This window comes from Kitasatospora sp. NBC_01539 (assembly GCF_045040525.1).
Classification (GTDB): Bacteria; Actinomycetota; Actinomycetes; order Streptomycetales; family Streptomycetaceae; genus Kitasatospora.
The window spans coordinates 9,311,119-9,333,141 of the sequence record NZ_CP109390.1 but is presented as its reverse complement, the minus strand read 5'-3'; the positions used below and the strand labels follow the sequence as shown (position 1 = coordinate 9,333,141).

Genomic DNA, 22,023 nt, shown 5'->3' with positions numbered 1-22,023 from the left:
CGGAGGCCGGTACCGGCGGAGCCCCTCGGGGAGGCAGAAGATCTTGCGGTGGGAGTGGCCCGAAGTGGCACCAGCCCACTGGCTGGTGACGCAAGATTTCCTGTGGCCAGGCGGTACAGGGTCTGCGTCGACGTACGGGGAATCCGCGTGACACGCACCGGGACGGCATGGCATCGTGCTGCCGTGACCACACGTCGAAAGGCCGATGCCGCGTAGACCGCCCCGCGCGCTGCGCGGAGACCACGTGACGCCCCGCCTCTGGGGACCCGCCCCGCCGCCCCGGATCCACGGCCTCTCCGCCGGAACAAGCCTGGCGGTGCACCGGGCCGAGAGGGTGAGCGCCGGCTGGTACCTCTACCCCGGAGCCACCGATCGGGCGCTGCGCCGGTACCGGGAGTTCCTCGCCCCACCGGGCAGACGCCCCCTGTACCCGCAGGCAGCGTTCTGCTCCTGCCCGGGCTGCTCCTTCGACGACGTCCGGCACGCACGTGACGTGCTGGACGGGATCCTGGGAGCGCTGCCGGTACGGGCCCGAGCCGAACTCCGGCGGGTCCTCCGCCCCTTGGACGCCGCTCTCCTGCACCGCACACTGCCCGACCCGTTCACCCGTCGACGGCAGTGGCGCACGGAGTTCTGGTGGTACCGCCGCCTCGCCTGCCCGTCGGAGGGAGGGTGAGGAGGCGTCGTACAGCCGTCGGCCCCCCGCTCTCCCGCTCTCCCGCTCTCCCGGTCTCCTGCTCTCCGGTCTCCTCTCCCGTGCCGCCCGCGGTGGCGGTGCCGCGGCAGGCCGCCGCAGAACGGGTCCAACGGCCCTTCGCAGGCACCGGCAGGCGGCGCACGCTGGAGGCAGCGGGGTGCTGCTCCCGTCCGGGGCGCACCGCCGAGGGCATGAGGGCAAGGAGTACTGATCATGATCGCGACACTGCCGACCCTCGCCGACCTGCGGCTGCTCGTGACAGCTGCGGGCGCGGCGCCGTCCCTGCACAACAGCCAGCCCTGGCGCTTCCGTCCGACGGTCGACCCGGACGGGGCCGGGCCGAACGGGGCCGAGCCGAACGGGGTGGACCCGGACGGGGTGGTGGAGGTGCACGGGGTCGAGGTGTACGCGGACCGCACCCGCGCCGTCCCCCTGACCGACCCGGTCGGCCGCGCCCTGCACATCTCCGTCGGCGCGGCGCTCCTCAACCTCCGCGTGGCCGCCGCCCATCTCGGCCGCACGCCGGTGGTCCGGCTGATGCCCGACCCGGCCCGGCCGGACCTGCTCGCGGTCGTCTCCCTGACCGGACCCCCGGCAACCGTCTACGCCGACCCCGAGTTGTACGCCGCCATCCCGCACCGCCACTCCGCCCGCCGGCCGTTCGCCGGCCGCGACGTGCCGGAGAGCGTGCTCGGGGAGCTGATCGGCGCCGCCCGGACCGAGGGCGTGCACCTCACGCCGCTGGAGGAGGCCGGCGTCCGACGGGTGCTGACCCTCACCGCGGAGGCCGAGGCCCGCACCGAGGCCGACGTGGCCCGCCAGGCGGAGACCCGGGGCTGGCTGCGCCCCGAGACACCGGCGACCGACGGGATCCCCGCGTCGGCGCTGGGCCCGCAGGACCACGAGGCCCGCGTGCCGATGCGGAGCTTCACCGGAGGCCCGCCGGCCCTCCCCACGGAACGCTTCGAGGCGCTCCCGCAGGTCTGCACCCTCACCACCCACGGCGACGGCCCCGCCGACTGGCTCCGGGCCGGCCAGGCGCTGGAGCGGGTCTGGCTGCTGGCCACGGCCCGAGGCGTCCGGCTGACCGTGCTGCACCAGGCCGTCGAGTGGCCGGACACCCGGGCCCTGCTGCGCGACCCGGAACAAGGGCCGGGCTTCGTCCAGCTCGTGGTCCGGATCGGCTACGGGCCACCCGGACCGGCCACACCGCGCCGCCCCGTCGCGGAGACCCTCGACCCGCCCGCGGCCGGAGCGGGCCGATGACACCCGCCCGCGGCTGGCGCGGGCCGGTGACACCCGCCCGCGGCCGGAGCGGGCCGGTGACACCCGCCCGGCCGTGCGGTGAGGCCCGGCAGGAGTGAGCCTGGAAGGACGGGGCACGCCGGACACCCGCCCGGAACGCCGCGCCCGGGCCCGACCGAGGAGCCGCAGATGCCCAGCCGCGACGACCCCCCGGCGACGGCCGAAGACCTCCTGACCGACGGCACCACCGCCGTCATCCGCCCGCTGCGCCCCGCCGACCACGACGCCGTCTACGAGCTGTACGCCGCCGGGCGGTCCGGGGACGGCCGCGGCCCACGGTTCCTCGGACCCGGCCGCCGAGCGCCGGCCCTCGCCGCCGACCGGCTCTGCGGACCACCCCGGCCCGGCCTGCTCACGCTCGGCGCCTGGGTCGCGGCGGACCTCGTCGGCGAGGTGGACTGCGAGACGACCGGCGGCCGGTCGGACACCGCCCGACTCGCCCTGGCGGTCGCGGACTCCTGGCGGCACCACGGTGTCGGCACGCTCCTCGTGAAACACCTCGTGGAGGCCGCCCGCGAGCGCGGGGTGCGGGAGTTCGAGGCCGACACCGTGGCCGGGAACCGCGCGGTGCACCGGCTCTTCTCCGACCTGGGCCTGCCCGTCCACCACCGGGGCGGGCAGGGCGGGGCCCGGCTGCGGGTGCCGCTCGACGAGCAGGACGAGCGCGACCGCGAGGCGGCGGACCGGCGCGGCCGGGCCGCCGACGTCGCCGGCCTCGCCGCGCTGCTCTGCCCCCGCTCCATCGCCGTCGTCGGTGCTTCGCGGCGGCCCGGCTCGGTGGGCCGGGCCGTCCTGCTGAAGATCCAGGAGGGGGCGTTCACCGGCGACCTCCGGGCCGTCAACCCGCACGCGGACGAGATCGCGGGCCTGCCCGCCCACCGGTCGGTCGCCGACCTCCCCGGCGCCCCCGACCTCGCCGTGCTCACCGTGCCGCCCGGCGCGGTGCCGGACGCCGCCGAGGCGTGCGGCCGCGCCGGGGCCCGCGCGCTCGTGGTCGTCACCGCGGGCCTCTCCCCGGACGAGGCCCGCGGACTCGTGCGTGCCTGCCGCCGTCACGGCATGCGGCTCGTCGGGCCGAACAGCCTCGGCGTCGCCCACACCGACCCCGCGGTGCGGCTCGACGCCGAGTTCGGCGGCGTGGTGCCCCTCCCCGGCACGGCCGGGATCGCCGTGCAGTCCGGCGGCATCGGGATCGCCCTCCTGGAACGGCTGGCCCGGCTCGGCATCGGCGTCTCCAGCTTCGTCTCGCTCGGCGACAAGTTCGACGTCAGCGGCGACGACCTGCTGCGATGGTGGGAGGAGGACGGCCGGACCGACCTCGCCGTGCTGCACCTCGACTCGTTCGGCAACCCCCGGGCGTTCGCCCGTACGGTCCGCCGGGTGACCCGGCGGCTGCCCGTCCTCACCGTCGACGCGGGCCGCTCCGCCGCAGGCCGCCGCGGCGCCGCCGCGCACACCGCGGCGTCGGCGACCCCGGCCGTGACCCGGGAGGAGCTCTTCCGGCAGGCCGGCATCACCGCCACCCACAGCATCGCCGAACTCGTCGAAGCCGCAGCGCTGTTGCACGCACAGCCGCTGCCCGGCCCGCGCGGCGCCGTCGCGGTGATCTCGAACGCCGGCGGGATCGGCATCCTCGCCGCCGACGCGTGCGCCGAGGCCGGCCTCCTCCTGCCCGAACTCCCCGCCGCGACGGCCGCCGCGCTGGCCGTCCTCCTGCCGGGCGGCGCGAGCACCGTCAACCCGGTGGACAGCACGGCCGCCGCCCACCCGGAGCAGATCCGCGCCTGCCTCGACCTGCTGGCCCGCGAGGAGACCGTCGACGCGCTGCTGGTCTGCCTCGTGCCGACCGCACTGACCACGGGCGACGGACCCGGAACCGTCCGTGCCCTGCTGGAGGGCCCGGCCCGGCGGCGCATCCCCGTCGCCGCCGTCCAGGTCGGCCAGGAACCACCCGTCCGGTACCTGGCCTGCCGAGGCGGCCTCCTGCCGTCCTACGCCGACCCGGCCGCCGCCGCCCGGGCCCTGGCCCACGCCAGGGACCGCGCCCGGCGACTGGCCGAACCGGTCGCCGAGGCGACGCCGCCGGTCGCCGACACCCCGGCGGCCCGCGCGCTCGCCGAAGCCTTCCTCCGCACCCGCCCCGAGGGCGGCCTGCTCGACCCGAACGACACCGCCGGCCTGCTCGCCTGCTACGGCATCCCCCACATCCCCTTCCGGTGGGCGCACGGCGAGCAGCAGGCCGTCCTCGCCTCCCGCGTCCTGCGCCAGTACGGCCACGGCGGCAGGACCGTCCTGAAGGCCTACTGGCCCGACCAGATCCACAAGGGCCGGGTCGGCGCCGTCCGGACCGGACTGGCCGACGACGCCGAAGTCGTCGCCGCACACCGGCAGTTCACAGCCCAGTTCGGGGACCGCATGGACGGCGTGGTCGTCCAGCCGATGGCCGCGCCCGGCCTCGAACTGCTCACCGGCATCGTCCGGGACCAGGTCTTCGGCTCCCTCGTCGTCCTCGGCCTCCGCGGCACCGCCACCGGCATCCCCGACGACCGCTCCGTCCGGCTCACCCCGCTGACCGAGCACGACCTCACCACCATGGTCGCCGACCTGCGCAACTCCTCCCTGCTCCTCGATCCCTCCGGCACACAGCAGGCCGACCTCGGCGCCGTCCAGCACGTCCTCGCCGGACTCTCCCGGATGGCGACCGACCTGCCCCAGGTCGTCGAGGTCGACCTCGACCCGCTGACCGCCCGCCCGGACTCCCTGACCGGCGTCGACGCGCGCATCCGCCTGGAGCCGCGGCACCCCTACGACCCCTACCGGCCCCGGCCCGGCCGTCCGGTGGCGCCCGGGAAGCACTGACCACAGCCGACGGGCCGCCCGCGCCGCCCCCGCCCTCGGCGGCGCACGTGTCGGAGGGTGCCGCCATGCGCTCGCTGCGGCCGGTCTGCCCGACGAGGAGCGGCCCGTGGGGGCGTGCGTGGCGGCGACGACCGGCACCGCTACGGGAAGGCACTCCTCCCCGGGCGCTCTTGACGGAACGTCAGGGATCTTCCACTCTCGAACTCCGAAACGACGTCCACGGGGGGACCGTTCACCGCGATGACCCGACACGTGCCGGTGCTGCTCGCCGTCCTGGCCTCGGCGGTCCTCCTCGCCGGATGCTCCGGCACGGGCGGGAGCCGGGCCGCACCGACGCCGACGCCGACGGCCGAACCGCCCGCGCCGAGCCCGACGGCGCACCGGCAACCGGACGTTCCGGAACTGCCTCCCACGGCGGGCGGAACGAGAACACTCGTCGCCGTACCGCTCCGTGAGGCGGGCTCCACCGTCGGGACCTTCTCCGCCCGGGCCGGCGAGATGGACGTCGCGATGTACTGCACCGGCGGCTCCCTGACCGTGCACATCGACCCCGTGTCGACCAGCACGGTGGTGTGCGGGACGGCAGACGTCACCCCGGTGCTCAACGTCCTCCACCTCCGAGCGGCGCAGGACGTGCAGGTGAGCGTCGACGCCCCGCCCGGCGTGCGATGGAACCTGCGGATCGAGCAGTAGCCGCACCCACCCGTGCGTGACGTCGGCGCGCCCGCCTTCCGGCTGTGCCCGAGGGCGTCGGACCTGGCAGGATCACCGGCACGGTACGGACGATTGCAGGGGTGCGAGACATGACGGTTCTGCTGCTGGGCGCGCTGGTGCTGGTTGTCGGCGGATGCGTGTGCGTCGTGTGGGCGGACCGGGGCGGCCCCCGTTGGGTCCGCGTCGTGGCGACCGTGACGCTCGTCGTGGGCGAGATGCTGCGCTGCGTCGACAAGGGTCGGCGCCGCGGCCTGAACCGGAGCACGAACGGCGGCGGCGACTGACCCGCACCCGCGACCACGGGGACCACGCCGAACGCCCGCTCCGTCACGACCCGTTGAGCGCCTCACCCGGTGCGGGACCGTGCGAGGCCCAGCAGACGATCGCAGTCGGGGGTTCGCGGCGGCTGTTTAGAACCGGAGACGGACGCGGGGTGCACCTCCGTCTCCCCCGGGAGGTCCGTCGAGGACGGTGCCGTCAGACGGGCTTGCGCGGGGTCCGGCGGCGGGCCCACTCCTGGAGGACGAGCCCGGCACCGACGAGGAGGGGCCCGACGGGCCAGACCGAGAGGCTCGAAGAGCCCGTGACGACGCCGAACGTGATGCCTGCCATGATGACGAGCTGGCCGGCGCCCCAGATGCGGGGCGCGCCGACCGGGCGCAACCAGCGCGGTACCCAGCCCCGGATCACGGCGGGGGCGCCGCCCGCGATCCCTAGCGCCCAGGCCACAGCCAGGCACGTCCATCGAAAAGTGGTCACGAGGGGGCTCCTTCGCCAGGGCGGTCCGTCCGACGGGCCGTGGGAGGTGTGATCATTCCACCGCCCTTCGCACGGTCGGTGACCGGGGGCGGCTGTACGGACGCGTGCAGGCTGCGCGAGCGCGGGTCGACGCCCACCCGGCGGTGACGATGCACGGAAGGGCCCGTCAGGGGTCACCGATCGGCCTCTCCGCGCCGGCCGGTGCCGGTGGCGCCCGATATCGTGCCGGGATGGAAAGGACTGTCACGTACCTGGAGATGACGGACCGCCGTGAGCTGAAGCCCGGTCGGGTCGTGCCTTCGCTGGAACTACGGCGCGAGGAGGGCCTGTCGGCCCTGGTGCGTTCGGTGCAGGCCCGGGTCGGAGCGGCGTACGGCTGGCGGAGTTCAACGCGATCCGACGAGGAGTGGCAGGAGTTGGCGCGAACGCAGCCGCACCGCCGGTACTGGCTGATCACGCTGGCCGGTGCGACCGCCGGGGTCGTGGCGCTGGCGCCGCAGCCCCCCGGGGAGGTGGAGATCGTCACCTTCGGACTCCTTCCCGAGTACGTCGGCCGGGGGCTGGGCGGGCACGCCCTCACGCTGGCGTTGCAAAAGGCATGGGCGACAGAGCCGTTGGAGGCGGACTCCGTTCGCAGGGTGTGGCTGCACACCAACTCGGACGACCACCCGAGCGCACTCGCCAACTACCGGCGCCGCGGTCTGCGCGTCTACCGCACCGAGGTCGAGGGGTAGCGCGAACATCCGGGCTGCGCCCGCTCGTCCAGGGCCGTGGCCCGTGGCCCGCGGGCCCTGCCCCGAAGCGGCGGCCGTCCGGCGGCCGTTCGGCGGCCGGACCCGGACGTCAGTAGGGGAGCCCCTCCGCCGCGGCGCGCAGCGCGGTGTGGAGGCTGGCGGCGAGTTCGTCGTCCGAGGCGGTGCCGTCCTCGGCGGAGCGCTGGGCGAAGTCCTCCGCCGCGGCGCGCAGGGCTCCGTTGACGGTGGCCGCGTGCACCTTCACGCGCAGGTCGCCCGGGTGCCGGCCCGACCTGCGGGCGAGGAGTTCGGCGAAGAGGGGCAGCGCGTCGTCGTGGGTCTGCAGCCAGACGGCGCGCAGAGCGGGTTCGGTGTGGGTCATCCGGATCAGGTCGAGGACGTCGGGATCGGCGCGCGGCAGAGTGCCCCGGCGGCACGACTCGGTGAGGAAGTCCAGCAGTCCGGTGCCCGGGGGCCAGTGGCGCAGTGCCTCGGCGGCGGCGTCCAGACTCGCCGTGAGCACGGGGCGGATGCAGCTCTCCTTGGTGGGGAAGTGACGCCACAGGGTGCGGGTCGAGACGCCCACGGCCTGGGCGATCTGATCCCCCGTGGTGCCCGTGACGCCCTGGGAGACGAACAGGCGGACCGCTGCCTGCGCGATCTCCAGGCGGAGGGCTGCGCGGCGTCGTTCGCCGAGCGGCGGCCTGGCGGCCGGCCCGTCGGTGTCCGCGCTGCGCTCGGGTGTCGTGTCAACCACCGTGTCCCACCACCCCTGTCTCGGCGATCCCGGGCAGCATAGCGAGCCGCACGGAAATGACACATGCAGACGCCTTGTCACTGAGTGACAGGCTCCCTTACGCTCCCGATGTAACCCACCAGTAACTAGTGGGTGAGGGACGGGAGTTCGACGTCATGCGGGGCGAACCCCCTCGCGGCCGGCACTGCCACGCGCCCACACGGCGGTGCGGCCGCGCGCCCGCACCGACGCACACCCGCACCCTTTCCGACTTTCCGACGAAGCAGGGAGTGAGCCGCATGCACCGTCCCACCGACCGGCCGGACCCGGTGTCCGCCGAACGTCCCCGCACCGGCCAGGCCGGGCCGTCCCCGGCCCGCAGATCCACCGCTGCGGGGCGAAGCCGTCTGATCGCCACCACGGTCGTGGCGCTGGCCTGCCTCGGGGTCCAGGCCGTCCCCGCGTCCGCGGCCGGGGCGGGCGGCGTGGTCTCCCGGGGCGTGACCGTCCCCGCCTTCTACCAGCCGCCGGCGGCCCTCCCCGCGGCCGACGGCGCGCTGGTCCGCACCGAGCCGTTGCCGCTGGCGCTGAGCCTGCCCGGCCTCGACGGGCGTCCGCTGCCGGGCACCGCCACCCGGCTGATGTACAAGTCGACGGATTCGCAGGGCGGTCCCGTGGCGGTGACCGGCGCCTACATCGAGCCGTCGGCGGCCTGGAAGGGCGGCGGTGCGCGGCCGCTGGTGGCCCTGGCCCCGGGCACGATGGGGCAGGGCGACCAGTGCGCGGCCTCCCTGGGCCTGCAGCACCCGATCGTCATCGGGGACGACACCGTGTCCGTCGGCTACGAGGACCTGGCGATCTACCGGCTGCTGTCCGCCGGGGCCGCGGTGGTCGTCACCGACTACGTCGGCCTGGGCGCGACCGACCGCCTGCACACCTACGTCAGCCGCCTCGACGGCGGGCACGCCCTGCTGGACGCCGTCCGGGCGGCGCGGGCGCTGCCGGGGTCATCGATCACCGCCGACTCGCGGATCGGACTGTTCGGCTACAGCCAGGGCGGCGGCGCCAGCGCGTCGGCCGCCGAACTCCAGCCCTCCTACGCGCCGGACGTCAAGCTGGCCGGCACCTACTCCGGCGCGCCCCCGGCCGACCTGACCGAGGTCGTCAAGGGCATCGACGGCAGCGCGCTCGCCGGTGCGCTGGGCTGGTCGCTCAACGGATTCCTCCAGGCGGATCCGGACCTGAGGGCCATCGCCGACGCCCGCCTGAACGCCGCCGGGAAGGCGGCGCTGAACGACCTGTCCACGATGTGCGTCGGCGACGCGATCTTCGGCTACGCGTTCACGAGGAGCAGCTCGTGGACGGTCGGCGGGGAGTCCGTCAGCGACATCGTCGCCGCGGAGCCGAGACTCCGGGCGGTGCTCGACTCCCAGCGCATCGGCACCCTGAAGCCGACCAGCCCGGTGCGCCTGGCCACCGGCGTCCAGGACGACATCGTGCCGCACGGCCAGGCCCGCCGGCTCGCCGTCGACTGGTGCCGCAAGGGCGCCAACGTCACCTACGACGCCGTGATCCTGCCGAACCTGGGCGACGGGCTGCTCACCAACCACCTGGTGCCGCTGCTCACCGACCAGGGCGACGCCGTCGCCTGGCTGACGGACCGTCTCTCCGGCAAGGCCGCCGCCTCCAACTGCTGGACGATGCCGCTGCAGCCCTGACGGCCTGCCCTGATCGCCTGCCCCGGGGCCCTGCCCGCGGCACCGCCCCTCGCGGGAGACGGCCCGGCACTCGATCACGCCGAGTGCCGGGCCGCCGTCCGGCCCCGGCCCCGGTCGCGTGGCCCGGGATCCGGGGTCCGGGGTCCGGCGCCGCCTGCTCGTCAGGCCGCCGGTCGGTCAGGCCCCGGCTGCGGACAGCAGTACGTCGACCAGCCGCTCCGCCGCGTCCGGCCGGCCCTGCTGCCGGGCCCGGTGCGCGGTGTCGGCGCGGCGCGCCGGGTCGGCGAGAAGCGGCGCGAGCGCCTCCCGCAGGGTGTCCGCCGTGACGTCGCCGAGCAGGGCGACGGCCGCCCCGGCCTGCTGGAGGTGCGAGGCGTTGTGCGCCTGCTCGTCGCCCGCCGAGGACGCGAGCGGGATCAGGACGGACGCCTTGCCCAGTGCGGTGAGTTCGGCGATCGTGCCGGCGCCGCTGCGCGAGACCACCACGTCGGCCAGCGCCAGCACGTCGGGCAGTTCGGGTCCCACGAACGGGGTGACGAGGTAGCGGGCGGCCAGGTGGGCCGGAAGCGCGGCGGCCCGGGCCCGCAGGCCGTCCGCGTGGGCCGCGCCGCACTGGTGCACCACGTTGGCCCCGGCGAGCAGCCACGGGAGGGCGGCCTCGACGACCGTGTTGATCTGCAGCGACCCCTGCGCGCCCCCGGTGACGTACACGGTGGGCAGCGTCCGGTCGAAGCCGTGCAGCGCCAGTGCCTCGACCGCCTTCTCCGCCTGCCCGGCGAACACCTCCGGGCGTACCGGATTGCCCGTCACCACCGCGCGGGACCGCGCCGACTCCGGCAGCAGCGGCACCGTCGACTCCGAGGAGACCGCGACCCGTGCCGCGGTCGGCGCCAGGAACCGGTTGGCCAGGCCGAGCCGGACGGTCTGCTCGTGGACGACCAGCGGGGCCCCGCAGCTGCGCGCGGCCCGGCCGACCGGGACCGCCACGTAGCCGCCGGTCGCCAGGACGACGTCCGGGGCGTACCGGGCGACGATCCGCCGGGCCTTCACGATGCCCTGCACCACCCGCACCATGTCCCGGATGTTGGCCGGGGAGGCCAGCTTCAACGGGTTGCCGGAGCGTCGGATCTTCCCGGTCGGGACGGCGGCGAACGCGATGCCCTCACCGGCGGCGACCCTGGACTCCAGGCTGTCCGCGGAGCCCACCCACAGCACGTCGAGCCCGCGGCCGCCGGCCGCGAGGCGCGCGCGGAGCGTCCGTACGGCCGTCAGCGCCGGGTAGGTGTGTCCGCCGGTGCCGCCGCCGGTGACGACCAGGCGCAGCGGCCTGCCGGGGGCGGACGGGGGGAGGGTTTCGCGGGTCACGGAAGCTCCTGATCTGAGCGGCACTCGGCCGCGGACCCGGCCGTGGACTCGGCCGCGCCGGAGGACAGTTGGACAATCCGGACGATAGCAGGGCAGGTGGCGCGCCGGCCGCGGACCGTCCGCCGGTCAGCGGGGTCGCCGGCAGGTGTCTCAGTGGTACACGCGCGCCTGCAGGTCGTACAGCTCCGCGTACAGCCCGTCGGCGGCGACCAGGTCGGCGTGGTTGCCGCTCTCGCGGATCCGGCCGTGTTCGAGGACGACGATCCGGTCGGCCATCCGGACGGTCGAGAACCGGTGCGAGACCAGCAGGGTGACGGCGCCGGACCCGGCGCGGGCCTCGGCGGCGAGGTCGGCGAAGCGTTCGAAGAGGGCGTGCTCGGCGGTGGCGTCCAGGGCGGAGGCCGGTTCGTCCAGGGCGACCAGCAGCGGGCGGCGGCGCAGCAGGGCGCGGGCCAGCCCGAGCTTCTGCCACTGGCCGCCGGAGAGTTCGGCGCCGTCGCCGTAGCTGCGGCCGAGGAGCCCGTCCAGGCCGCCGGGTACGAGTCCGGTGATGGGCCCGGCCTCCGCGGAGGCCAGTGCGGCGTGGATCGCCTCGTCGTCGCCGAGCCGGTCGAGGTCGCCGATGCCCACGTTGTCGCGCAGTCGCAGCTCCAGCCGGGCGAAGTCCTGGAACAGCGTGGCGGCCCGGCGCTGCCATGCGGGCCCGTACGCGGCGAGGTCGACGCCGTCGACGAGGATCCGGCCGGAGGTGGGCCGGTAGAGGCCGCAGAGGAGTTTGACCAGGGTGCTCTTGCCGGCGCCGTTCTCGCCGACCAGGGCGAGCGCGCTGCCCGCGGGGATGTCCAGGGTGATGTCGTCGAGGATCGGCCGGTCGCTGCCCGGGTAGCGGAAGGAGACGTTCTCCAGCCGGATGCCGTGGGTGAGCCCGGCCGGCGGCCCGGCCGCCCCGGTGTCGGCTTCGGCCCCGGTGTCTGCTTCGGCCCCAGTGGGCGCGGGCGGTGCGGCGTGCGCGGACGGCCCGGTGAGGTCGGCCAGCCGCTGGAGGGTGCGGCCCGCGCCCTGAAGGACGGTCAGCAGGCCGAGGGCGGTCGACACCTGGAGGCTGATCTGCGCCGCCAGGGCGATGACCAGGATGACGTCGCCCAGCCCCGCGCCGCCGTCGACGGCCTGCCGGGCCACCACGAAGATCGCCGCGCCGTAGCCTGCCGCGAAGACGAGCTGTCCGGCGGCCCGCAGCAGGGCCGCCGTGAGGTGGGCGCGGCGCAGGGCCGTGTCGGCCCGCCGCCAGGTCCGCCGGTGGCGCCCGATCAGGACGGCCTCGGCGCCGGCCAGCCGGATCTCCCGGGCGGACGCCTGGGTGGTGGCGGCCTCCAGCAGGTGGCGGCCGAGCCGGATGCCGGGAGCCGTCGCCTCCTTGGCGCGCTCGACGAGCCGCTGGGCCCGGTTGCCGGCGGCGACCGGTACGACGGCTGCTGCGGGCAGCAGCACCAGCCACGGGCTGAGCATCCCCAGCAGCACGGCGGTGACGCCGAGTTGGAGGGCCACGCCGCCGAGCTGCAGGACGGCCTCCAGCGAGCCGCGGGTGCGCGGCAGTTCCTCGCGGACGAGGGCCAGGGTGTCGGCCCACCCGGGCCGGTCGAGGTCCTCCAGCCCGGCGGTGCCGTGCGCGAGCCCGATGACCTCGTTCTGCAGGGCGAGCTCCTCCAGCTCGCCGAGCTCGAAGTAGGAGAGGTGCGCGAAGTGCGTCATCATCAGTTCGAGGACGAGCAGCAGCGCGGTGGTGAGCGCGAGCCAGGTGGCGGTGCTCGCGGAGCGGGCGACGGCCGCGGTGGTCAGCGACTTGAGGCAGACGGCGATGAGCGGGGTGGCGAGGTAGCCGATCGTCATCAGCGCGACGGCGCGGGTCAGCCGCCGGGCGTCGCAGAGCACGGCGAGGCGCAGCAGGCGGCGGACCGCCAGGAGCAGGGTGGTCATCGGGGGCCGCCCGCGGTCATGGTGAGGTCCTCCTGCTCGGTGAAGCGTTCCGCCTGGATCCGGAACAGCTCGGCGTAGCGGCCGTCGAGGGCCATCAGCTCGTCGTGGGTGCCCGACTCGGCGACCCGGCCGTCGGCGAGGACGACGATGCGGTCGGCCCGGCGGACGCTGGAGAAGCGGTGCGCGATGATCACGCTGGTCACGCCGCGCGTCGTGTCGAGGAAGCGGTCGAAGAACGCGGCCTCCGCCCGGACGTCGAGCTGGGCGGTGGGCTCGTCGAGGATCAGCAGGGAGGCGCCGGCGCCGACCGAGAGGAGGGCCCGGGCGAGGGCGATCCGCTGCCACTGGCCGCCGGAGAGGTCGGTGCCGTCCTCGTACTGGGCGCTGAGCACGGTCTCCAGTCCGCGGGGAGGCCCTCGACGAGTTCCCGGGCGCCCGCGCGCCCGGCGGCCGCGAGCAGTGCCTCCGGGTCGGCGAGGAGTTCGGGCCGGCCGATGCCGATGTTCTCCGCCGCGGTGAGCTGGTAGCGGGTGAAGTCCTGGAAGATCACCGCGATGCGGCGGTGCCAGGCGGCGGCCGGCAGGGCGGCGAGGTCGGTGCCGCCGGCGGTCAGCCGTCCCGAGGTGGGTTCGTGCAGTCGGGCGAGCAGTTTCACGAGGGTGGTCTTGCCGGCGCCGTTGAGTCCGACGATCGCGGTGGAGCGGCCGGGGGCCAGCTCCAGGTCGAGGCCGTCGATGATCGTCCGGCCGCCTCCCGGGTAGCGGAAGGAGACGTTCTCGAAGCGGATCGCGCCGTCCGGCACGGTGGTGGCGGTGGCGGCGGCCTCGTCGGCGGCCCGGTGTTCGGCGGCGCGCTCCTCCAGCCGGCCGATCGCCTCGAACGCGGCCAGCCCGTCGCGGGTCTGCACGTCGCTCTCGGGGAAGTACACGCCGAACCGCAGCGGGATCAGCACCGCCTGGAGCGCGACCGAGACCTGGAGGAGCGAGAGCGTGCCGTCGGTGCCGCCGCGGCCGATCAGCAGCAGGGTGGTGCCGCCGCCGAGCAGCCCGACCGCGGCGAGCCCGACGAACGGGCCGAACAGCAGGCGCCGTCGGCCCGCCCACAGCGGGTCGAGGTAGCCGCGGGCTTCGGCGCTGTGGCGCTCCCGCAGCCAGGGCAGCAGCCCGAGCATCCGGATCTCCTTGGCCATGCCGAGGCCGCCGGCCGTCCGGCGCAGGTAGGCGAGGCGGCGGCGCCGTCCGGCGAGCGACCCGCGCAGGGCGCCGAACCGGTCGAGCGAGCCCCGCTGGCCGAAGCGGATCACCAGCGCGGTGCCGGCCACCAGGGCGCCGGCCGCCGGGCCGAGCACGAGGCCGACCATCACGGACGCCCCGAGCAACTGCGCGTAACGGGCGGTCAGGGCGACCGCGCCCGCCGCGGCGTCGCCTGGGGTGGGGGTGGCACGCTCGAATCCGCCGCGGGCGTCGGAGAGCACGTCGAGGACGTCCTGGTGCTCCAGGTCGGCGATCGGCAGACCGGTCAGGGCACAGTCCATCAGCCGGGCGATGCAGGCGCCGTCGACCTGGCGGATGATCAGCTCGCCGAGCGCGGACTGGAACGGGGTGAGCAACTGCTGGACGACGAACGCGGCGACGGCCAGCAGCGGGGCGAGCCCGAGGACGGCCCAGCCGCCGCCGTCCAGGGCGGCCGGCACGCGGGCGATGAGCCGGCTCGTCCAGGCGATGAAGACGATCGGCAGCAGGCCGACCGCCGTGTGCAGCAGCAGGGCGGCGGCGAGCAGGCCGGGGTGGACGTGGCGCAGCAGCCGGGCGAAGTCCGCCCAGCGCCGGAGGCGGCGGCCGAGCGGCCCGGCGGCCGGGACGGGAGGTGCGGGTGGCACGCTGAAGCCCCCTGGGCTGGAGTGACGGGTGGGTGCGCAGCCCCGTGCGGTCCGGTGCCCGGGCGTGTGCGGGCCGCGGTGCGAGGACGGTCGTGGAGGGGTGGGCGCGGGGCCGGCGGCGGACGGCGCTGTCCCGGCCGGCGGCGGGCCGCCCCGAGTCTGGCCCAGACCAATTCGTGCGTCAAGGAATTCATCCCCCCGTCATCTCCTGTTTCCTGGACACTGCCTGAGAGTTCTGATCCACCCAGTGGATTGGTCTGGACAATTCAAGGGTCGAGTCGCTAGCGTCCTGCATCGGCCGAGGCGGTCGGTACGGGAATCACCCGTTCCCGCCACGGCCCGCGCCCCGCGGACCAGCGCGGACCAGGAGAGTGCCGGCATCGAGGCCGGCGCCCGTACCTGCCCGTCCGCGAACCCGGGGCGCCGTCCGATCCGTCGAGCGGCACCCCCGCCCGCGGTCCGGCACAGCCCCGGCTGCGGCGCCTGCGGGGAGGCCCGCCGCCCGCAGGCCCGCGTGTCCGCGGCCGCGCAGACTCCCTCCTTCTCCTTCCCCCGCGCCGACAGCGGCGACCCCGGCAGCGGCGACCCCGACTGCGGCCGCGCCGGCTCCCCGCCCACCCGACCGCCCGCCCGCACCGGCGCGGCGTCGCAGCGAGAGGAACGCATGGAAACCCGACCCGCCGGCTCGGCGGACTTCCACGGAGGCCGCGCCGGAAGTGCGCCCATGACGTGGGGCCAGCGAGCGATCTGGAAGTCCATCAAGTGGCTCGACGAGGGCGCCCACTACTTCAACATCAGCCGCACCCTCGACCTGCCCGACGGACTGACGTACGACCAGGTCACGGCGGCCGTGGGCCTGCTGGTGCTCCGCCACGAGGTGCTGCGCACCCGCTTCCACGACGACGACCGGGGACCCACCCAGGAGGTCGACGCCGAAGGCGCCCTGCCCGTGCCCGTGCTGGACACCTCGGCGGCGGACCCGGCGACCGTCGCCGCCGACCTCGCGCGGGAGCTCGCCGGCCGCGCCTTCCGGCACGACACCGAATGGCCGGTGCGCTGCAGCCTGGTCCTCGACCGGGGCCGCCCCGCCCACCTGGCACTCGTCTTCTCGCACCTCGGCGCCGACTTCTCGGGTGTCCGGGAGGCGCTCGCCGACCTCCGCGAACTGCTGGCCGGCCGCGTCGGCCCCGTGCCCGCGTGGCAGCCGCTCGACCAGGCGCGTCACGAGACCGAGGGCATCGGCGCGGCCCGCGGCGCGGCGTCGCTGGAGTACTGGCGCCGCACCCTGCGCAGTGTCCCGGCCGCGATGTTCCCGGCGGTCGTCGAAACCGAGGGCGAAACCGAAACCGGAACCGAGGCCGATCCCGGGTCAGCGGCCGGGGCCGGGGCCGGGACCACCGGCACCGCGGGTGCCGACGCCGAGCGGTTCGTCCGGCTGCGGCTCGACTCCCCGGCACTCGCCGTGGCGGCCACCCGCATCGCCGACCGCTGCCAGGTCAGCACCGGCACCGTCCTCCTCGCCGCGACCGCCGCCGTGCTCGGTGCCTGCACCGGCCACGGCATCGTCGCCCTGCAGCTGATCGCCGTCAACCGGCACGACGACCGCAGCCGCCACCTGGTCGCCGCCATGGCCGAGAACGCCCTCTTCGCCCTCGACGTCGGCAGCGGCACCTTCGACGACGCCGTGCGCCGCACCTTCCTCGCCGGCATGAACGCCTACCGCTTCGCCCAGTACGACCCGCTGGCCATGGACGACGTGCTCGCCGAGGCCCGCGAGGCCGCCGGCGGACGCCTCGAACTCGGCTCCTTCTTCAACGACAAGCGGATGCACGACCGCTGGTCCGACCTGCCCGACACCGGTGACTCCCCGGAGGCGCTGCGCGCCCTCGCCGGGAAGAGCGAGGTCACGTTCGTCGGCGCGTGGGAGCGCCAGGACGCGGTCTTCTTCGTGCACACCGCCTACGACCCCGGCAGCTGCCTGCTGCACCTGATGGCCGACACCCGGCTCGTCCCGCGGCCCGCGATCGAGCGCGTGCTGCTCGCCTTCGAACGCCTGCTCGTGGACGCCGCCCTCGGCCCGGTCGACCTCGACGGCTACGCGATCCCGACGGGCTGACCCGCCCGACGGACGCCCCGGCCCCGCCATCGCACGCGTCCCGCCGCCGCGTGCCCCGCCGCCATGCCCGACCCACCCTGCCGCCCTGCCCCGCACCGCCGCACGAGCCACGGAGGACCCATGACGACCGCCACCAACCCCCAGCCCGTGTGGGACGACGAGGTCGCCACCGCGGTGCAGCGCCTCACCGCCGCCGCCGAGAACGACTACTACAACCCGTACCAGACCTTCGACTGGCCCGACGCGATCCCCGAGGGCGCGCTCTGGATGAGCGAGGACCTGATGACGGTGCACGGCACCGCCGCCGCGGCCGACCTCACGCGCGAGCAGTACCTGGCGCTGGCCAAGTGGGAGAGCGTCAACTTCTACAGCCTCAACGTGCACGGCATCCGCGAGCTCCTCCAGGAGGTCGTGCAGCGCATCCACGCCCCCGGCTACGAGATCCCCACCCCGTTCTTCCACCACTTCCTCGGCGAGGAGAACGAACACATGTGGTTCTTCGCCGAGTTCTGCCTGCGCTACGGCGGCAAGCTCTACCCGAACCGGGCCATGGCCTTCTCCACCGAGAAGCACTCCGCGCTGCTCGACAACTTCATCGTCTTCAGCCGCATCCTGATCTTCGAGCAGATCGTCGACCACTTCAACAGCAGGATGGCCGCCGACACCGCGCTGCCCGAGACCATCCGCGCCATCAACCGCGTGCACCACCAGGACGAGTCCCGCCACATCGCGTTCGGCGCGCAGCTCGTCCGCGCGCTCTGGGCGCGCCTTCAGGAGGCCGGCGACGAGCGGGAGAACGGCCTCGCCCGGCAGTACGTCGAGAAGTACATCGCCACCTCGATCCAGCAGCTGTACAGCGTCGACGTGTACCGCGACGCCGGCATCGCCGACCCGTTCGCGTTCCGCACCCGGCTGCTCGCCGACCCCGCACGGACGGCCGTGCACGAGGCCATCGCCCAGCGCACCACCGCCTTCTACCGCCGCATCGGCCTCCTCGCCCCGACCGCCGGCTGACCCGCCGCACCGCACCGCACCGCACCGCACCCCGCGTTCCCGCCGACGCGCCCCTGCTCGCCCCACCGGACGAAGGTCACCCCATGGCACCGCGCACCGCCGCCCCCGCACTCCTCGACGGCTCCGTCACCCTCCGGAACCCCGGACCCGGCCTGGTCGTGCTCGAACCCGCCCGCGCCGCGCTGCTGCACGAGCTCGACGGCCTCTTCACCGGCCTCGCCGACCTGCTCGGCGCCCCCGGCGTCGTCGGCCCGCCGCTGCTCCCCGCCGACGGCCTCGCCTCGCTCGACTACTTCCGCAACTTCCCGCACCTGGGCGTCGCCGCCGCCCGCTTCCCCGAGGACGCCGTCGACGCGCTCGCGGCCGGCCGCGCCGTCGCCGACCAGCCCGTGCAGCCGACCGGCTACCTGCTGCCCTCCGCCACCTGCTACGGCCTGCTGCTCTCCCTCGCCGGGCAGGAGGTCGGCGACGACCTGCGGCTCACCGCGATCGGCCGGTGCTTCCGCAACGAGGACCACTACGACGGCCTGCGCCGCCTGTGGGGCTTCCACATGCGCGAGGTGCTGTACCTCGGCACCGCCGACGGCGCCCGCGACCACCTCGCCGCCTCCCGGACGTTCATCGACGACCTCGCCGAGCGGCTCGGCGTCCCGCTGACCTACCAGCCCGCCAACGACCCCTTCTACGACCGGACGGGCTCGCGCGCCAAGCTGATGGCGCTCGACCCGGTCAAGTACGAGTTCGTCGCCACCGACGGCACCGCCATCGCCTCCGTCAACCGGCACCGCAACTTCTTCGGCGAGCGGCTCGGCATCACCTCCGACGGGTCGGTCGCGCACAGCAGTTGCACCGCCTTCGGCGTGGAGCGCTGGGTGCACGCCATGGTGCTCGCGCACGGCACGCCGGAGCGCGCCCTGGAGCGGGTCCTCGATGTCCGCGGCTGACCCGGCTGACCCGACCCAGACCCAGATCCAGACCCCGGCTCCGGTTCTTGCCGCCGTTCCCGCTCCGGCCGAGGCCGCCGCCCGGGGCTGCCGGGCCCTCGGCACCGACCTGCCGCTCGTCCAGGCCGGCATGGGCGGGATCGCCTCCCCGGCCCTCGCCGCGGCCGTCAGCGACGCCGGCGCCCTCGGCACCGTCGCGCTGTACCGCAGCGACGGCCCGCAGAGCGCCGCCCTGATCGCCGACACCGCCCGCCGCACCGGCCGTGGCTTCGGGGTCAACGTCATCCCCGAGGTCGCCGGCCGGGTGCTCGCCGAGCAGGTGCGGGCCCTGATGGAGACCGCCGACCGGCCGCTGCTGCTCAACAGCTACGGCCTGCCGCCCGAGCAGCACGTCCGCGAGGTCCTGGCGGCCGGCCACCGGCTGCTCGTGCAGGTCGGCACCGCCGCCGACGCCGCGGCCGCCGCCGACCTCGGCGCCCACGCGATCGTGCTGCAGGGCGTCGAGGCGGGCGGCCACCACCTGGGCGGCGGCTCCACCGCCGACCTGCTCGCCGCCTACGACCTGGCACCCCCGGTGTTCGTCGCCGGCGCCGTCGCCACCGGCGCCGACCTGGTCGAGGCGCTGCGCGCCGGGGCGAACGGCGCGCTGTGCGGCACGGCGTTCGTCGCCACCGCCGAGTCCGCGGCGCACGACGCCTACAAGCGGGCACTGGTCGGGGCCGGCCCCGGCGACACCGTGGTCACCGAACGCTTCTCCATCGGCTGGCCCGGACGGTCGCACCGGGTGCTGCGCAGCCCCGTCACGGAGGCGGCCGAGCCGCCGCCCGCCACGTTCGTCGCCTGGACGACCGTGATGGGCGCCCGCCGTCCGGTGCCCCGGGGGTCGGCCGCCGCGCCGACCGTCGAGGCCGACGGCCGGGTCGACGAGATGGCCCGGTACGCGGGCCTGGGCTGCGGGCGGGTGACCGCGATCGAGCCCGCCGCCGTGGTGGTCGCCCGCTTCCGCGCCGAGTACCGGCAGGCGCTGGCCGCGTGCGCGTCCCCCGCCCGGTGACGGCGTCCTGGGACACCGTGCCCGCCGACCGGACGCTGCACGCGATGCTGGACCGCCTGGTCGGCCCGGGCGCGGTCACCCCGGGCGCGGTCGGCCGGGGTGCGAGGGCCGTCGCGCCCAGGGTCGGCGTCGACCTGGTGCACATCCCGCGGGTCCGCGCGCTCGCCGAGCGCCACGGCGCGCGCTGGCTGGCCGACCACTTCACCGAGCGCGAGCAGGCCGAGCTCGCCGTGGTCCGCGGAGGCCGGGCCGCCACCCTGGCCGGACGGATCGCCGCGAAGGAGGCGTTCATCAAGCTGCTGGCGCCGCGCAGTCGCCTCGTGCTCACCAGGGACATCGAGGTGCTGCGTGCCCCGGGCGGCGCACCGCTGGCCCGCCCCGCGGCCGGAGCGCTGGCCGAGCTCCGCAGCAGCGGCATCGACCACTGGTCGCTGAGCATCACCCACGAGGGGGAGTGGGCGCTGGCCGTCGCCGTCGGCAGCCGCCCGGTCCCGGCCCCCGATCCCCTCGCACCCCTGCCCGACCCCGACACCGACCCCCTGCCCGACCCCGACCCACGACCCGCACCGGAGGAGCCGTCATGCAGCAGATCGCCGAGTGGATCCTGAGCAAGAACCCCGAACTCGACCGCGAGATCACCCGCGACGAGGACCTCATCGAGGGCCGGCTGATCGACTCGCTGGACTTCCTGGAGTTCATCTACCTCCTGGAGAGCCTGTCCGGCGAGGTCATCGACCTGCAGGAGGTCAGCATCGACGACTTCCGCACCCTCACCCGCATCCAGGAGCGGTTCCTGGCCGGCACCGCAGCGGCAGCCGCATCCGCATCCGGCGTCACAGCCGGTGCCGGTGCCGGTGCCGCCGACGTGCCGCAGCCGGCGGGCCGGTGAGCGCCGCCGCCGTCCGGTTCGGCAGCTGCGACGCCGAGCGCCTCTGGCGGCCGACCGGGCAGGCGGCGCTGCCCGCCCTGCGCGACCCCCACGCCGAGCTGCTGCTCGGCGGCATGGACGAACTCCTCGCCGTGCTGTGCGGACCCGACGACGTGCTGGTGACCCGCCACCGCGCGCCCGCCGCCTTCGCCGAGGTCATGCGGGAGGCCGGGTTCGGCGCGCGCCACGTCACCGCCCCCGGCCCGGCGGACCTGCCCGTCGAACAGCGGCTCGCCGAGCACGGCCTGCCTGGCCTGGAGGGCGCTGCCGCGCAGCCGTACGCCGTGGTGCCCGGCACGCACGAGGCCGCCCGGCGGCTCGGCCTCGCCGGCACCCTGCCGGACCCGGACGCCGTGCGGCGGGTCAACTCCAAGACCTGGTCGACCCTGCTCGGCCTGCCCGGCTCCGGACGCGTCGTCACCACCCTGGCCGAACTCGACGAGGCGGCCACCGTGCCCTGCGTCCTCAAGGACCCGTACGGCGTCGCCGGGCAGGGCAACAGGGTGGTCGACTCGCCGGCCCGGCTCGCCCTCGTGCGGCGCGGCCTCGAACGCCTCCCGCAGGACGGCCTGGAACTCGTCGTGCAGCCGCTGTACGAGCGCGGCGACGACTTCGCCGCGCACCTGGTCGTCGCCCCGGACGGCGGCACACGGTGGCTGGGGGTGCGCCGGCTCGTCAACGAGGGGCACTCCTTCCGCGGCTCCGGGCCGGTCACCGCCGAGCTGATGCACCGCCTGGACCGCGCGGGCTACCGCGAGACCGTGGAGAAGGTCGCCGCGGCGGCCGCCGCCGAGGGCTACCACGGCCCGCTGACCGTCGACTCGATGACCACGGCCGACGGCACCCTGGTGCCCGTGCTGGAGGTCAACGCGCGGCTCTCCCCGGGCCTGATCGCCCTGCACCTCGGCGCGCCGCTGCGCATGGCCTTCGTCAAGGTCGGCGACGAGCGGTTCTTCGAACGGTTCGTCCAGGCGCTGGCGGAACGCGGCCGACTCGCCGTCGGCGGCCGCCCGGGCATCCTGCCGCTCGCCGCGTCGACGCTCGTCCCGCCGCGCGGCTGGCTGTTCTACGCCGTGCTCGGCGAGGACACCGCCGACGGCCGGGAGACTGCCGACGGCCGGGACACCGCCGGTGGCGCGACCGGCGCCGACCGGTGCGTCGCCGAGGTCCTGGCGGCGCTCACGTGACGGACCGGACCCGAACGGCCCTCGACACCACGGAGGATGA

At 75.6% G+C, this 22,023-nt stretch carries 20 protein-coding genes; 14 read left to right on the top strand and 6 right to left on the bottom strand.

All coding sequences use genetic code 11. From position 1 onward, the window contains the following. The first annotated feature begins 244 nt into the window (after nucleotides 1–244). The 5 genes from OG335_RS40420 to OG335_RS40400 all read left to right on the top strand — a co-directional run bounded on the left by OG335_RS40420 (nucleotide 245) and on the right by OG335_RS40400 (nucleotide 5,859). On the top strand, nucleotides 245–676 hold the full coding sequence (locus OG335_RS40420; RefSeq protein ID WP_405008913.1) for a hypothetical protein: 432 nt from the start codon (nucleotides 245–247) through the stop codon (nucleotides 674–676). Between the two features lie 234 nt (nucleotides 677–910). After that, a complete protein-coding gene (locus OG335_RS40415) occupies nucleotides 911–1,963 on the top strand; it encodes an Acg family FMN-binding oxidoreductase (RefSeq protein ID WP_405008914.1) in 1,053 nt (350 codons plus the stop codon). 168 nt (nucleotides 1,964–2,131) lie between these two features. Next, nucleotides 2,132–4,861, top strand: a complete 2,730-nt coding sequence (locus tag OG335_RS40410) for a GNAT family N-acetyltransferase (RefSeq protein ID WP_405008915.1) — start codon at nucleotides 2,132–2,134, stop codon at nucleotides 4,859–4,861. Between the two features lie 240 nt (nucleotides 4,862–5,101). Further along, entirely contained in the window at nucleotides 5,102–5,554 is a 453-nt protein-coding gene (locus OG335_RS40405) for a hypothetical protein (RefSeq protein ID WP_405008916.1), read from the top strand. 110 nt (nucleotides 5,555–5,664) lie between these two features. Continuing rightward, nucleotides 5,665–5,859, top strand: coding sequence for a hypothetical protein (locus tag OG335_RS40400; protein ID WP_405008917.1), 195 nt, complete (start codon nucleotides 5,665–5,667; stop codon nucleotides 5,857–5,859). A gap of 193 nt (nucleotides 5,860–6,052) precedes the next feature. On the opposite strand, the gene OG335_RS40395 is transcribed toward OG335_RS40400, so the two are convergent. After that, a complete protein-coding gene (locus tag OG335_RS40395; RefSeq protein WP_405008918.1) occupies nucleotides 6,053–6,334 on the bottom strand; it encodes a hypothetical protein in 282 nt (93 codons plus the stop codon). Nucleotides 6,335–6,564: 230 nt separating this feature from the next. On the opposite strand from OG335_RS40395, the gene OG335_RS40390 reads away from it, so the two are divergent. After that, nucleotides 6,565–7,068, top strand: a complete 504-nt coding sequence (locus OG335_RS40390; protein WP_405008919.1) for a GNAT family N-acetyltransferase — start codon at nucleotides 6,565–6,567, stop codon at nucleotides 7,066–7,068. A 109-nt stretch (nucleotides 7,069–7,177) separates the two neighbouring features. Here OG335_RS40390 and OG335_RS40385 read toward each other — a convergent pair whose 3' ends face one another. Continuing rightward, a complete protein-coding gene (locus tag OG335_RS40385) occupies nucleotides 7,178–7,825 on the bottom strand; it encodes a TetR family transcriptional regulator (RefSeq protein ID WP_405008920.1) in 648 nt (215 codons plus the stop codon). A gap of 278 nt (nucleotides 7,826–8,103) precedes the next feature. Here OG335_RS40385 and OG335_RS40380 point away from each other — a divergent pair, with 278 nt between their 5' ends. Next, nucleotides 8,104–9,522 carry a lipase family protein gene (locus tag OG335_RS40380; RefSeq protein WP_405008921.1) on the top strand — a complete coding sequence of 473 codons (1,419 nt, stop codon included), beginning with the start codon at nucleotides 8,104–8,106 and terminating at the stop codon, nucleotides 9,520–9,522. A gap of 177 nt (nucleotides 9,523–9,699) precedes the next feature. Here the strand turns inward: OG335_RS40380 and OG335_RS40375 are convergent, their stop codons facing one another. From OG335_RS40375 to OG335_RS40360, 4 genes are all read right to left on the bottom strand, one after another. Beyond that, a complete protein-coding gene (locus tag OG335_RS40375; RefSeq protein WP_405008922.1) occupies nucleotides 9,700–10,887 on the bottom strand; it encodes a UDP-N-acetylglucosamine--N-acetylmuramyl-(pentapeptide) pyrophosphoryl-undecaprenol N-acetylglucosamine transferase in 1,188 nt (395 codons plus the stop codon). A 150-nt stretch (nucleotides 10,888–11,037) separates the two neighbouring features. Next, nucleotides 11,038–12,861 carry an ATP-binding cassette domain-containing protein gene (locus OG335_RS40370; RefSeq protein WP_405008923.1) on the bottom strand — a complete coding sequence of 608 codons (1,824 nt, stop codon included), beginning with the start codon at nucleotides 12,859–12,861 and terminating at the stop codon, nucleotides 11,038–11,040. Beyond that, nucleotides 12,858–13,253: an ATP-binding cassette domain-containing protein gene (locus tag OG335_RS40365; RefSeq protein ID WP_405008954.1), complete on the bottom strand. Its 396-nt coding sequence runs from the start codon at nucleotides 13,251–13,253 to the stop codon at nucleotides 12,858–12,860. Before OG335_RS40365 ends, OG335_RS40370 begins: the two co-directional genes overlap by 4 nt. After that, entirely contained in the window at nucleotides 13,145–14,740 is a 1,596-nt protein-coding gene (locus OG335_RS40360; RefSeq protein ID WP_405008953.1) for an ATP-binding cassette domain-containing protein, read from the bottom strand. The genes OG335_RS40365 and OG335_RS40360 overlap by 109 nt, the downstream gene beginning before the upstream one ends. 664 nt (nucleotides 14,741–15,404) lie before the next feature. Here OG335_RS40360 and OG335_RS40355 point away from each other — a divergent pair. The 7 genes from OG335_RS40355 (at nucleotide 15,405) to OG335_RS40325 (ending at nucleotide 21,983) form a co-directional block, all read left to right on the top strand. Then, the gene (locus tag OG335_RS40355) at nucleotides 15,405–16,856 is read left to right on the top strand and encodes a condensation domain-containing protein (protein ID WP_405008925.1); all 1,452 of its coding nucleotides are present in this window, start codon (nucleotides 15,405–15,407) and stop codon (nucleotides 16,854–16,856) included. A 120-nt stretch (nucleotides 16,857–16,976) separates the two neighbouring features. After that, entirely contained in the window at nucleotides 16,977–17,870 is an 894-nt protein-coding gene (locus OG335_RS40350) for a diiron oxygenase (protein ID WP_405008926.1), read from the top strand. 83 nt (nucleotides 17,871–17,953) lie between these two features. Next, a complete protein-coding gene (locus tag OG335_RS40345) occupies nucleotides 17,954–18,814 on the top strand; it encodes an aminoacyl--tRNA ligase-related protein (protein WP_405008927.1) in 861 nt (286 codons plus the stop codon). Further along, nucleotides 18,801–19,868: an NAD(P)H-dependent flavin oxidoreductase gene (locus tag OG335_RS40340; RefSeq protein ID WP_405008928.1), complete on the top strand. Its 1,068-nt coding sequence runs from the start codon at nucleotides 18,801–18,803 to the stop codon at nucleotides 19,866–19,868. The genes OG335_RS40345 and OG335_RS40340 overlap by 14 nt, the downstream gene beginning before the upstream one ends. Continuing rightward, nucleotides 19,847–20,476 (top strand): holo-ACP synthase, encoded by a 630-nt coding sequence (locus OG335_RS40335; RefSeq protein ID WP_405008929.1) that lies wholly within the window; start codon nucleotides 19,847–19,849, stop codon nucleotides 20,474–20,476. The genes OG335_RS40340 and OG335_RS40335 overlap by 22 nt, the downstream gene beginning before the upstream one ends. After that, complete coding sequence (locus OG335_RS40330; RefSeq protein ID WP_405008930.1) at nucleotides 20,449–20,757, top strand: acyl carrier protein; 309 nt, start codon at nucleotides 20,449–20,451, stop codon at nucleotides 20,755–20,757. Before OG335_RS40335 ends, OG335_RS40330 begins: the two co-directional genes overlap by 28 nt. Beyond that, nucleotides 20,754–21,983, top strand: a complete 1,230-nt coding sequence (locus tag OG335_RS40325) for a hypothetical protein (RefSeq protein ID WP_405008931.1) — start codon at nucleotides 20,754–20,756, stop codon at nucleotides 21,981–21,983. The genes OG335_RS40330 and OG335_RS40325 overlap by 4 nt, the downstream gene beginning before the upstream one ends. Nucleotides 21,984–22,023: the final 40 nt, after the last annotated feature.

Excerpts from the sequence above, each read along its gene's own strand:
- OG335_RS40415 (WP_405008914.1), top strand. The coding sequence starts at position 911 with ATGATCGCGACACTGCCGACCCTCGCCGACCTGCGGCTGCTCGTGACA.
- OG335_RS40410 (WP_405008915.1), top strand. The coding sequence starts at position 2,132 with ATGCCCAGCCGCGACGACCCCCCGGCGACGGCCGAAGACCTCCTGACC.
- OG335_RS40405 (WP_405008916.1), top strand. The coding sequence starts at position 5,102 with ATGACCCGACACGTGCCGGTGCTGCTCGCCGTCCTGGCCTCGGCGGTC.
- OG335_RS40400 (WP_405008917.1), top strand. The coding sequence starts at position 5,665 with ATGACGGTTCTGCTGCTGGGCGCGCTGGTGCTGGTTGTCGGCGGATGC.
- OG335_RS40390 (WP_405008919.1), top strand. The coding sequence starts at position 6,565 with ATGGAAAGGACTGTCACGTACCTGGAGATGACGGACCGCCGTGAGCTG.
- OG335_RS40380 (WP_405008921.1), top strand. The coding sequence starts at position 8,104 with ATGCACCGTCCCACCGACCGGCCGGACCCGGTGTCCGCCGAACGTCCC.
- OG335_RS40370 (WP_405008923.1), bottom strand. The coding sequence starts at position 12,861 with ATGACCACCCTGCTCCTGGCGGTCCGCCGCCTGCTGCGCCTCGCCGTG.
- OG335_RS40355 (WP_405008925.1), top strand. The coding sequence starts at position 15,405 with ATGGAAACCCGACCCGCCGGCTCGGCGGACTTCCACGGAGGCCGCGCC.
- OG335_RS40350 (WP_405008926.1), top strand. The coding sequence starts at position 16,977 with ATGACGACCGCCACCAACCCCCAGCCCGTGTGGGACGACGAGGTCGCC.
- OG335_RS40345 (WP_405008927.1), top strand. The coding sequence starts at position 17,954 with ATGGCACCGCGCACCGCCGCCCCCGCACTCCTCGACGGCTCCGTCACC.
- OG335_RS40340 (WP_405008928.1), top strand. The coding sequence starts at position 18,801 with ATGTCCGCGGCTGACCCGGCTGACCCGACCCAGACCCAGATCCAGACC.
- OG335_RS40330 (WP_405008930.1), top strand. The coding sequence starts at position 20,449 with ATGCAGCAGATCGCCGAGTGGATCCTGAGCAAGAACCCCGAACTCGAC.